Origin of the sequence: Wolbachia endosymbiont (group A) of Ancistrocerus nigricornis, from assembly GCF_947250785.1 — a bacterium.
Taxonomy (GTDB): Bacteria; Pseudomonadota; Alphaproteobacteria; order Rickettsiales; family Anaplasmataceae; genus Wolbachia; species Wolbachia pipientis.
Genome location: NZ_OX366348.1, coordinates 233,025 through 245,279, shown reverse-complemented (window position 1 = coordinate 245,279; position 12,255 = coordinate 233,025). Strand labels below are relative to the sequence as shown.

Sequence of the window (12,255 nt, the reverse complement as noted above, 5' to 3'; positions counted from 1 at the left end):
GGCAGACTAAACTCTTTATATAAGTGGACCTCTAATTTTGGACCTCACTGGACAACACAAAATAACGAATAGCCCCATGTACCCAGCTAAAACTAGCTTTAATGCTTAGATATTGTGCTATTTTTGTATAATATACTACTATAAGTATATATTTTTGTAATCGCGTTATTATTTATTTAACAAAGTATTAGTATAATTTATTACACTGGATTAAATGGAGAAAGTTCAATGAGTAAATTACCGAACAATGCAAAAATAGGTAAATCTCAGGTTACTCAGTGGGAGGTAATAAAAAATTGTGAATATGCTGATAATTGCTTGTCAAAAATAGTAACTTTGTACGTTATTAGAATAACTCAGCTATCAGATTTTTATACGAGTGACGAACCTGAAATTAACACTGTTTTAGCAAGAATAAGCGTGACAAGTGAAAATGTATTTTTAAACAAGGCTACTACTATTGAAGTTATGGAAGGTATTTTTCCGTATAAATTCAACAGCAAGAAGAGAAATAACGTATTAAGGTTAGAAGATTTGTATAATTATTTATGTTCTATTGTTAACAATAGCCTTCCAAAAGAAATGCTTGAAAGTCTTGTAAGGGAATATAAGGATGCTGTTAACTTATTTAAAGCAATTACTTAACTGAACGTAGTATTTTTAAGATTTTATTTTCTATTTCAGAAATGCCGCTTTCAAGATCTTTATCTATCAAATACATGGTAGAGAAATATGTTTTCTGCTTACTTTCAACATTGATAGTTAAAGTTCCGGGAGTGATTGTGACTGAATTGGCAAATAACGCAATGCTTTCATCATTATGCCCTTTGCATTTTCTTAGAATAATGATTGGCTCAAGCTTAGATTTGAGTTGTAGCACCTTTTTTGTTACATAAACACTTGATAAAATGATTTGGTACATTAACCATGGTATATAACTTACTAACTTATAAAACGACAGTCTACTCGTACTATTTAAAATCTGGCTAAGAGCTCTTTCAGCGTTTATCAACCTTCTAAAGATAAACGATGTGAATATAGAGGAAAACACTCCACAAAAAATAAAAAACGGCTCAAAATAACCAGACAATACAGTCCATAGAACAAATAAAATTATAAATGACAGAGAAAAAAACTTGATTTCCTTCCTAAAGTTGAGGTTTTTCATAGTCTGTAATATAACTTAAATGACTCTTTAAGGAAAGATAATAACGAATATTTAGGTTCTTGACTTCTATGTTAAAAGATATAACAACTAAGTTATGTATTTTAAGTGAGGAAGTTATGAAATATGACAAATTTATGGAAATATTAAAAAAATAAATGACCTTTCAGATTTGAGCAAGGACAATATAGTTGAAAAAATAAAAGCTAAGTTACAAGAAGAAGATCCAGATTTATGTCAAGAGTGGGAAAAGAGTAAACCTGACAACGATAGTGGATCTGGCATAAATTACATATTTACTATATCTCGTGGTCAAAATTCTAAGGAAGTCAAATTGTTACATCTTGCTTCTTATTGGAACTGTGCAAATGTAGCAAAAGCTCTGATTGAAAACGGGGCAGATATTAATGCAGAACATGATAATAAAATTACTCCTTTACATATTGCTGCTCACTATGGCCACGAAGATGTAGTAACCATTCTAACTGGAAAAGGAGCAATTGTTGATGCAAAAAATGGTGATGGATGGACTTCTTTACATTTTGCTGTTGAAAAGAACCACGAAAATGTAGTAAACACTCTAATTGGAAAAGGAGCAAATGTTAATGCAGAAAATGATAAAGGATGGGCTCCTTTACATCTTGCTATTACAAATGGCCACAAAGAGATAGTACAAGTTCTATCAAAAGCAGAAGGAATCAACGTTGATGCAAAAAATAGTGATGGGTGGACTCCTTTACATCTTGCTGCTGCAAATGGCCGCGAAGATATAGTAGAAACTCTAATTGAAAAAGGAGCAGATGTTAATGCGAAAGATCATTATAAATGGACTTCTTTAATATTTGCTTTTCAAAAAGGCCATGAAGTGGTAAAAGGAGCTCTATTAAAGGCACAAGAGAACATCAAAGCTTTGCATTCAGCTGTTAAACATAATAATGAGGAGGAGGAGGTGAAAAACCTATTAAATAAAGGAGTAAACGTTAATGCAAAAGATGATGATGGATGTACTCCTTTACATCTTGCTGCCAGAGAGGGCTGCGAAGATGTAGTAAAAATTCTCATTGCAAAAGGAGCAAATGTTAATGCAAAAGATGATGATGGATGTACTCCTTTACATCTTGCTGCCAGAGAGGGCTGCGAAGATGTAGTAAAAATTCTCATTGCAAAAGGAGCAAATGTTAATGCAAAAGATGATGATGGATGTACTCCTTTACATCTTGCTGCCAGAGAGGGCTGCGAAGATGTAGTAAAAATTCTCATTGCAAAAGGAGCAAATGTTAATGCAAAAGATGATGATGGATGTACTCCTTTACATCTTGCTGCCAGAGAGAGCTGCGAAGATGTAGTAAAAATTCTCATTGCAAAAGGAGCAAATGTTAATGCAAAAGATGATGATGGATGTACTCCTTTACATCTTGCTGCCAGAGAGAGCTGCGAAGATGTAGTAAAAATTCTCATTGCAAAAGGAGCAAATGTTAATGCAAAAGATGATGATGGATGTACTCCTTTACATCTTGCTGCTGAAAATAACCACATAGAGGTAGTAAAAATTCTAGTTGAGAAAGCAGATGTTAATGCAGAAGGTATTGTGGACGAGACTCCTTTACATCTTGCAGCCAGAGAGGGCCATAAAGATGTAGTAGACATTCTAATCAAAAAAGGAGCAAAGGTTAATGCAGAAAATGATGATAGATGTACTGCTTTACATCTTGCTGCTGAAAATAACCACATAGAGGTAGTAAAAATTCTAGTTGAGAAAGCAGATGTTAATATAAAGGATGCTGATAGATGGACTCCTTTGCATCTTGCTGCTGAAAATGGCCACGAAGATATAGTAAAAACTCTAATCGCAAAAGGAGCAAAGGTTAAGGCAAAAAATGGTGATAGACGTACTCCTTTACATCTTGCTGCTAAAAATGGCCACGAAGGTATAGTAAAAGTTCTGCTAGAAGCTGGAGCAGACCCTTCATTAAAAGATGTTGATGGAAAAACGCCAAGAGACCTCACTAAAGATCAAGGTATAATTCAGCTTTTAGAGGAAGCGGAAAAAAAGCAAACGTTAAAAAATGAGAATAAAAAAACGCCAAAGGATCTTACTGAAAATAAAGATGTAATGCAGCTTCCAGAGAAAAAGGAAGAAAAACAAATTGGAAAAAATGCAATTATGAAAGAAAAAGAACAGTCTGCAAAAAATGCAATTGTAAAAGGTGTTGTTGTGTGTTTTGTAACTGCAGTGATAGTTGGTGTTGCACTTGCATTTGCTACTGCCCTATCTGTACCAGCAATAATTGGGCTAGCTGCAGGATCTGCGCTCATAGTTGGTGCTGGTCAATATATAATGTCAAAGCCTAAAACTGAAATGAAAGAAGTAAAGGAACTTGTGCCTAGAGAGACAGAAAAAGCATTACTTGATTTTTGTTATCCTGTTGCTATCAGACTAGCCTGGCACCTTATATTTATTGGGATAACTGTTTTATTATGAATTAAGTCAAAAACTCTGTAATATATTGAAGCTTAAAGATATCTTTAGATATGGAAGTTATTGCAGAAAATAGGAAAGCAAGGTTTGAATATTTCATCTTAGAAGAATTTGAAGCGGGTATGGTCTTATTAAGCAGTGAAGTTAAATCGCTAAGAGAAAGAAAAGTAAATATTTCCGACGCCTACGTTGTTGAAAAGAATAGCGAAGTATGGCTGCACAATATGCATATTGCAGAATATAAAGCTGCGAACCGAAAAAATCATAAACCAAAAAGGGAACGTAAATTACTCTTGCATAAAAAGGAGATAAATAAACTAATTGGTCAAATCAAGACTGCTGGGATAACTGTTGTGCCGCTTTCGGTCTATTTTAACGATAAAGGATTTGCAAAAACTAAAATTGCCATTGTAAAAGGAAAAAAACTCTACGATAAGAGAGCAACCATAAAACAGAGAGAGTGGGATCGTGAAAAAAGTAGATTGTCTAAGAATAATTTATAGCAAAATATGTCTTTAAATCCAGTAATTTTCAGCATCGGTCCTGTTTCTATATATTGGTATTCCTTAGCCTACGTTTTGGGTATAGTGTTTGCATATTGGTATTTACATAAGCTAGATGACCAAAAAATATTTACTAAGAATTTTTACGATTCGTTATTAACAGCCACTATTGTAGGTATTATCCTTGGAGGTAGACTTGGCTACGTATTGATATATGATCCAGTTCTTTATATAAGCAACCCTATTGAGATATTGAAGACCTGGGAAGGAGGGATGTCATTTCATGGTGGTGCTATAGGAGTTTTGCTTGCAGTAATAATTTCGTGTAAAAGACATAATATCCCTACATTTTATGCACTGGACCTAGTTTCTTGCGGAGTTCCCATAGGTTTATTTTTAGGTCGCATAGGCAATTTTATAAACGGAGAGTTATTTGGCAGAGTTACAACTATGCCATGGGGTATGGTATTTCCAGAGAGTGGTGATAATTTGCTGCATCATCCAAGCCAGCTTTATGAGGCACTTTTTGAAGGACTGCTACTTTTTGCAGTTGCAAATTCACTGTTTTTCTTAACTAGAATAAGACTGTATCACGGTGCGTTAACTGGTATTGCAGTTATGTGGTATGGAATAGCACGTTTTTTCGTTGAGTTTTTTCGCGAACCAGACTATCAAATTGGCTATTTGTGGCTTGATTTAACTATGGGGCAGTTGCTTTCTATACCTATGGTTTTGCTAGGAATGCTTGTATATCTAGGCGCATTAAATTTAAAATTTAATACGAAATCTGTCACATAGAGAAAAGGTGAGTTCAATAGAAAAATGTAGCCAGAAGCCCCACATTATGCACAATTGTACGAATTTTCTGCGTTGCAGTAGAATGAATCGGTGGGCTTTGTTGCATCGCTAGCTATGATGGATTAAAGATAAAAAAGGTGGAGAATATCAGTAGCTTATTATTCTGGTATTTATAACAAGAACGGTCAGTGAATACCTAAATTTGAGTAAAAGAAATTTCACTACCACTCACTAATCTGGCTAAAATTCAAGAATTTCAATGCTTTAGCTATTTTCAATAGAATTAAATTTATTAATATAAATAACAAATTACTATTCTTAAATTTGATCAGATTGATTGCAAAAAAACAAGATTTTCAATAAGTTGCTTATAATCCTAATTATAGTTAGCCTTTCATAAGTAGCGATGCAACAAAGCCATCCCAGTGTCAGCTACTTTCATGACACCATTTGCTGTGCAGTTTACCTTCAAAAATGAATGTTCGTACAGCTATGGAATGAATCGCGGTATGACGTAGCTTCGCTATAGGCAATGAAGGAAATATTAACTATACTTCTTTTTACCATTGTTTATATTTCCTATTCACATATATTAATATTTTACTCACTTAAAGTAAGCTAACTACCGTTATTAATATTTTTGTAATAAAAATTGTATATGGTGCATGTAATCAAATTAAGAGGAAGATTGTGGAAATTACGCCATCAATAAAAAAAGAATTGAAGCAAAGTACTCTATATGTTTGCCTAGAAAAATGCAAAAGTGCATTTTGGTTTATCTTTTGGTTTAGTGCGGGAATCAATTTATTAATGTTATTCCTACCACTTTATACCTCTCAAGTGCTTGATCGGGTGATATCGAGCGAAAGTGTATCAACACTAACTATGCTGACAATTATCACTTTATCTGCATTTGCATGTTCTGCAATGCTTGAAACTTGTCGATATTTAGCCATGGCAAAAATAGGTGATTGGATCGATAAAACTGCAACACCAGATCTGATAGTAAGGTCAATCAGGCTAACGTCAGTGCAGAGCTCAACTTCAAGTGGTGAAGCAATACGAGATCTCGGAGTGATAAAAAATTTCATTACAGGAAATGGTATATTCTCACTGTTTGATACTCCATGGTCGTTAATTTACCTTGTTGTGATTTTCATGATACATACCTCCACGGGGTTTATAGCTATTACTGGAATTATTATATTAGTCTCTATGGCAATATGGAATGAACTTGCCACTAAACGAATATTACAAGAAACCAACGAAGAAACTATACGGAATATCAATGCTATAGATGTTGCAACAAGAAATGCAGAAGTGGTTGAAGCTATGGGCATGTCAGAATTCATAGTCTCTGATTGGTGTAAACGAAATGATCAGAACCGAGCAATGCAAATTAAAGCACAAAATCGCTCTAATGTAATTACTGGAATCACTAAATTTTTGCGCTCAACTCTGCAAATATCAGTAATTGGAACAGGTGCATTACTTGCAATCACAGCTCATAAGACTGCCGGTAGCATCATCGCTGCTTCAATTTTAATGGGTAGAGTATTAGCACCATTTGACGCTGCGGTTCATACTTGGAAGTTTTTAAATCAGGCTAGAATGTCATATGGAAGGCTACAAAGACTTATATTAACATCGCCAAAAAGAGAGCAAACGATGGCTCTACCAGAACCTGAAGGAAAATTGGAATTTGATAGAGTATTTTTTACTCCTTATGGAAGCAATAAGCCGACAGTAAAAGGAATATCATTCATTATAGATCCTGGAGATGTAGTTGGTGTTATTGGTGCAAGTGCTTCTGGTAAATCCACTATCGCAAAATTAACTGTTGGTGTATGGAAGCCAATATCTGGTGTAGTCAGACTAGATGGCGCTGATGTATATACTTGGAATCGAGAAAATTTTGGTAATTATGTTGGCTACTTACCTCAGGATATTGAGTTATTTAACACTAGTGTCAAAGCTAATATTGCTCGCATGAGGCCAGATCCAAATCCTGAAGAAATAATCAAAGCAGCAAAAATTGCAGGAATACATGAACTAATACTAAGCTTACCAAATGGATATGATACAACAATAGGAGGTCCTGGAGGAGTAACGCTCTCTGGCGGCCAAAAACAGCTTCTTGGACTTGCCAGAGCTTTTTATGGTCACACAAAACTTTTAGTACTTGATGAACCAAACGCTAACTTAGATAGCAATGGAGAGGCATGCTTAATTAATGCAATTGGCATTGCAAGAAAACAAAATACTACTACTGTTATCATCACTCACAAGCTACCGTTATTGTCCGTAGTTGATAAGGTGATCCTCATGTCAGATGGTGTCATTTACGCTATGGGACCAAAAGATGAGATTTTGAGCAAATTAGTTGCTCCATCATCAAGTACCACAGAAGATGAGCGCTCTTCAGCAAATGGTTAGTTTACTTACAATAAATTCTGTATCTGAAATAACAACTGTTCCAGAAAAATATATATTTCTTTACCATTAGAAATAATATTACAAGAATAGTAAATAGATTAATAACTCTTATTAATTAAAGTCAATCGGCAGATATAGCTAAAGTGGCTTAGGTTTACCTACAATTTGAAAAACAACAAATTCGTCTTAATGAATTTTCTTAATTTGTTATCTAAATAACTTAATATTAGTGGTAATTTTATAAAAAAATTATAATATAAATAATGTTGCTGCGAAAATTTATAACAATATTTCCCTCTAACGTTTAATGAATTTCAATAAATTGCCTTTTTAATTCTAGATAAGTATATGCTTTGTTAATATGTTTAGTTCAAAATCCAAAAGTAAGTTTATGCTTTCTATTGGAGAAGAAGGCATAATGTTACTATATTTTAAAAATAATACTTTAAATAAAAGGTATTTTGTTAAGGGCAAAAACGATAAAGCAGTTTCCGATTTAATTTCATGTCTTTCGTCAGATAAAAAAGCACCTTTATACCTGGTGCTTAATCATGCAGATCAAAATTACTCGCTACAGTTTATTACAAGGGCAAACAAGATTAGTGCCTATCTATCAGCAAAAACAAAGATGGAGCATTTTTCTCGTAATAATGACATAAGTTCAGTTTTTTTGGTTGAGAAGCCAAACAAATTCAATCAAAACTGGTGCTATCTTCTTGTTTCATCAAAAGCAAAGCATTTAGTAGAATATTGGTTGAATGTGTTTATTGAGATAGGCTCCAACTTTAAGGGAATATTAATGTTTCCTATAGAAATAAGTAATATAACAAAAAAGATTCTACATAAAGATCCTAATAATTGGAAAATTATAGTTGCTGCAACTAAAACGGGAGGCTATAGACAAGTGGTTCTTAAAGAGAATAAAATGGTATTTACGCGCTTAACATCATTTACTAATGATAATTTACCAGGAATTATCGCTGGTGGAATATATCAGGAAGTGCAAGATACTATTCGATCCTTAACTAAGTTTGGGTTTGAAAAAAATAACCCTATCGACCTTTGTATCATAGTGTCAGAAGATATCAAAGCTAGTTTATCAGTCATAAATTTTTCAGAGAACAGTGTGAACATATTAACTCCATATGAGTTAGGCAAACTATTAGGAGCAGAACTAGCTATAAGTGAAAAAGATAACTTTTGCGATGCCATAATTTTGTTTCATAGCTTTAAGAATAAATTAGCAGCTATTTTTAATACAAAGGAAACTAAAGAATTTTATCTATTCAATTACCTTTATTTAAACTCTCCTCGAATTTTTCTATACTTCGCCCTGGTTTTAGTTATAACAAACACCCTTTGTTTGCTAAATTTGTATTCAAATTTCAATGTCGCTGATAATTTATCAGCAAAGCAGAACACCTTAAATAACCAATTAACAAAACTTAGCCAAAGCTATAATGTAAAAAAAATAGATGAAATTTATGATTTTATTAATATCAATAATATTTTATCAAAAATAGAATACTCTCCTCTTACACAAGTTAAGTATGTAGAAAAGTTAAAAATACCAGGTATAGAGCTTCGATCATTTGAATGGAATTATAATGAGGCAAAAAGTTATATTACCACAACTTTAAAGTTTAATTTTCAATCCGGTAAAAATATTTCTCATCAATACGAGAAACTACGAAAAAATTTAAACGATAATTTTCGTACCTATGACATTAATATTTCTAGCTTACCTGCTGCTAAAGAGCAAAATCTATCTATTGATGTTGAAATAGGAGAGGCAATGTAGATTAATGACTATCTCTCAATTAAAAAGAAAAGCTACAATTCAGTTTATATCGTATTTGTTATTATCTGTTGGATTAATAGGGTTATTAACATATGTTGTTATCTATAACGAAAAGATTTATAATAAAAACCAAATTGCGATTGATAAAATACGTTCTATTAATTTACAGATTACTGGAATTCAAAAAAAGGAAGTTGTTCTAAATAAAAACCTAGATTTATGGAAAAAAATTTCTTCTTCAAATTTACATAGTAGCAGATACATTGCAAATTTAAATTTCGAGCTTAGCAAGTTATATAAAAAGTACTATATATTAGAACCTGAAATATCAATTTCTATACCCGAAGAAGTTGAGCTCCACAACAAAAGTGAACGCACAAAAGTAATAAAAAGTGAAGTGGTCCTAAATTTAAGCTCAATCAGCGATAAGCATATTTTTTTATTTCTACAGTCTATTCCAAATCTGCCCGGTTATGTTATGATCAAATCTCTTATTTTAAATAAGCAGAGAAATATTGATGCTGCAACTATGAATCAGATTTTGAATGGTAATATGATAGAGATAGTGAGAGCTAATATAGTCTTTGATTGGTATACTATATTAAGTAGATAAGGTGATGAACATAAAGCTGTTTTTTATTTTTACGCTACTCATTTCCAATGTTAATGCATATTGCAGTTGTGAAGATATCATAGAAAGCATAGAAATTTGTAAGGAGTATTCTTGCCGACAATATATTGGCAATGAAGATTTTATTGAGCATAAAATATTAGGATTAAATAGTGGAAATTTATGCGTATATATAGAAAAACAAGGTAATGATGAAATGGTTTGTCATCATTCTCAGTATGGAATGATGATAGAAAAAAGATATTTTGAAAGTATTCTTAAAGTTGGCAATCAAGAAATCGACGATTTTATTGATATAGCAAATTTGCGTGCAAAAGAGTGTTTCTTTATCAACAATCAAAAACTAAGCTATACAGATCGGGACGATATAATAAGAGAAGCAGTGGAAAGTGACTTTGACGTTTTGTCACAATATAGTAACGTAAAAAGCATTTTTTTTGATGAAGAGCCAGTTAATAGAATGGTCAATGAAATGGAAAAGTTCAATTTACAATCTTCAAGAGCTGCAAAAGAGGAGGTATCAGATAATTTCAACGGTAAGGTAGTGAGTTTAGACTCAATTTTATATCTTTCTCCCGATACATGGAAAATATGGGTAAATGGAAAACTGTTTATAAATACTAAGGATTTAAAAGTGCACTCAGTCACTGAAAATTATGTAACTTTTGTATGGACCGTAGATCAAAAAGCAATAAAAAAGCATGCGAATGATTCTCAAAATGTATATTTTGGATATGGGAGTATTATGTTTACGCTTTATCCAAAACAAAAATTTGACTTGGATGGCTTATCTATTAAATAACTTAAATATATATGCGCTTGTAGCTCAGTTGGATAGAGCGTTGCCCTCCGGAGGCAAAGGCCGTGGGTTCGAATCCCTCCAAGCGCACTTTTAATTAAATTTGACAATAGTATTTTCACATAAGATAATAAAAGGATTTATTTAGAGCATAATTATGTCTGGTGGTACCATAAACAAAGTCATACTAGTTGGTAATTTAGGAAAAGATCCTGAAATTAGGACTACACAAAATGGAAAAGAAATGGCAAGTTTTTCAATAGCCACGTCTGAAAGTTGGACTGACAAACTTTCCGGTATGCGCTCTGAAAAGACAGAGTGGCATAATATCGTAATTTTTAGTGAAGGATTAGTAAAAATCGTCAAAGATTTTGCACGTAAAGGCAGTAAAGTTTATGTTGAAGGTTCTTTGAGAACTAGAAAATGGACTGACCAAAACGGTGGTGAAAGATACACAACAGAGGTGGTTCTATATAATTTTAATAGCCCTCTTACTCTCTTGGATTCACGAAATAGTGCGCCAAATTCTGATTACAAGCCAAGTGAATACAAACAAGGTGAAACAGAACAAAAAGATAAACACGAAAGTTTTGACAACGATATAAAAGATGAACTACTCGACGATGAAATACCATTTTAACAATTTAAATTGAAATCTACATTTTTATGGACTGCTTGTGTTACTCCTTTTAATTGCAATGGAGATAGTATAGATTATAGCAGTTTGCAGCGTTTACTGACAATGCAAGTTAAAGCTGAAAATGGCGTAGTGTTGCTGGGTAGCACAGGTGAAGGCCTATCGCTTACTGATTCTGAAAAACGCGAGTTAGTTGAATTTGTATGTGAGCTAAAATTAAATACAAAAATTATAATTGGCGTACCAGGAGTGAATCTATATCAGACTCTTGAATGGCTTGATTTTTGCAAGGGTATGCCTATTCATGGCTATCTAATGACAACTCCCATTTATGCAAAGCCCGGAATTATGGGGCAGACTTTATGGTTTGAAAAGCTGCTTGAGAAAGCACATGTGCCGGTTATGTTTTACAATATTCCATCAAGAGCAGGAATAAATCTTCACGCTGAAACTGTACGCAACTTATCCAGCCACGAAAAATTTTGGGCTATCAAAGATTCAAGTGGCACTGTTGATACTTTAGCTCAGTATAAGAAAGTTGCACCAAATATTGAGGTCTTTTGTGGAGATGATAATATGATATCCGATATGGCCGCTTATGGTGCGGCTGGCCTGGTTTCCGTTGCTGCCAATGTTTGGCCGCGCGTAGCACATGAATACGTTAAGCAGTGTCTGAACGACGAACTTTCTTCACTGTCATTCCAGCGCGTGACGCTGGAATCCAGAAGGAAACCTGTTCAAATGACAGAAAATGACATGAAAAGTTCAACAGATATCTGGCAACAAGCCTGCAAAGCCCTATTTATTGCCAGCAACCCAATACCCACTAAAGCACTTTTGCATGATATTGGGCTCATAGAACATCAAACTGTCCGCCTACCGCTCAGCACAGAAGACTTGCCTTCTGTTGAAAAATTGAGGCAAGTCAATAAAATGATTCTTGGATGGAAAGAATTGGCTACTCTCTAAATAGTCTTGCAACTTTGATTTAATATACAATCCAAGT

The 12,255-nt window shown here is 33.5% G+C and carries 11 protein-coding genes and 1 tRNA gene; 11 read left to right on the top strand and 1 reads right to left on the bottom strand.

All coding sequences use genetic code 11. The annotated features are described in order from the left end of the window. The first annotated feature begins 228 nt into the window (after positions 1-228). Positions 229-645, top strand: coding sequence for a hypothetical protein (locus OOK90_RS01230; protein ID WP_010082489.1), 417 nt, complete (start codon positions 229-231; stop codon positions 643-645). On the opposite strand, the gene OOK90_RS01225 is transcribed toward OOK90_RS01230, so the two are convergent. Beyond that, entirely contained in the window at positions 638-1,168 is a 531-nt protein-coding gene (locus OOK90_RS01225) for a Na+/H+ antiporter subunit E (RefSeq protein ID WP_010962821.1), read from the bottom strand. The genes OOK90_RS01230 and OOK90_RS01225 overlap by 8 nt on opposite strands. Before the next feature lie 169 nt (positions 1,169-1,337). Here OOK90_RS01225 and OOK90_RS01220 point away from each other — a divergent pair, with 169 nt between their 5' ends. The 10 genes from OOK90_RS01220 (at position 1,338) to dapA (ending at position 12,218) form a co-directional block, all read left to right on the top strand. Then, a complete protein-coding gene (locus OOK90_RS01220; protein ID WP_264705989.1) occupies positions 1,338-3,647 on the top strand; it encodes an ankyrin repeat domain-containing protein in 2,310 nt (769 codons plus the stop codon). Between the two features lie 50 nt (positions 3,648-3,697). Further along, entirely contained in the window at positions 3,698-4,147 is a 450-nt protein-coding gene (gene smpB / locus OOK90_RS01215) for an SsrA-binding protein SmpB (protein ID WP_007548863.1), read from the top strand. A 6-nt stretch (positions 4,148-4,153) separates the two neighbouring features. Beyond that, the gene (gene lgt / locus OOK90_RS01210) at positions 4,154-4,945 is read left to right on the top strand and encodes a prolipoprotein diacylglyceryl transferase (RefSeq protein WP_010962823.1); all 792 of its coding nucleotides are present in this window, start codon (positions 4,154-4,156) and stop codon (positions 4,943-4,945) included. Positions 4,946-5,635: 690 nt separating this feature from the next. Beyond that, a complete protein-coding gene (locus tag OOK90_RS01205; protein WP_015589192.1) occupies positions 5,636-7,381 on the top strand; it encodes a type I secretion system permease/ATPase in 1,746 nt (581 codons plus the stop codon). Between the two features lie 361 nt (positions 7,382-7,742). After that, positions 7,743-9,182 carry a hypothetical protein gene (locus tag OOK90_RS01200; RefSeq protein ID WP_264705987.1) on the top strand — a complete coding sequence of 480 codons (1,440 nt, stop codon included), beginning with the start codon at positions 7,743-7,745 and terminating at the stop codon, positions 9,180-9,182. A 4-nt stretch (positions 9,183-9,186) separates the two neighbouring features. Continuing rightward, positions 9,187-9,795, top strand: a complete 609-nt coding sequence (locus OOK90_RS01195) for a hypothetical protein (RefSeq protein WP_065094800.1) — start codon at positions 9,187-9,189, stop codon at positions 9,793-9,795. A gap of 4 nt (positions 9,796-9,799) precedes the next feature. Beyond that, the gene (locus OOK90_RS01190; protein ID WP_209473389.1) at positions 9,800-10,615 is read left to right on the top strand and encodes a hypothetical protein; all 816 of its coding nucleotides are present in this window, start codon (positions 9,800-9,802) and stop codon (positions 10,613-10,615) included. Positions 10,616-10,628: 13 nt separating this feature from the next. After that, a tRNA-Arg gene (locus OOK90_RS01185) sits at positions 10,629-10,702 on the top strand. A 67-nt stretch (positions 10,703-10,769) separates the two neighbouring features. Continuing rightward, the gene (ssb, locus tag OOK90_RS01180; protein WP_264705985.1) at positions 10,770-11,252 is read left to right on the top strand and encodes a single-stranded DNA-binding protein; all 483 of its coding nucleotides are present in this window, start codon (positions 10,770-10,772) and stop codon (positions 11,250-11,252) included. 9 nt (positions 11,253-11,261) lie between these two features. Further along, complete coding sequence (dapA, locus tag OOK90_RS01175) at positions 11,262-12,218, top strand: 4-hydroxy-tetrahydrodipicolinate synthase (protein WP_209472642.1); 957 nt, start codon at positions 11,262-11,264, stop codon at positions 12,216-12,218. The last annotated feature ends 37 nt before the right edge of the window (positions 12,219-12,255 follow it).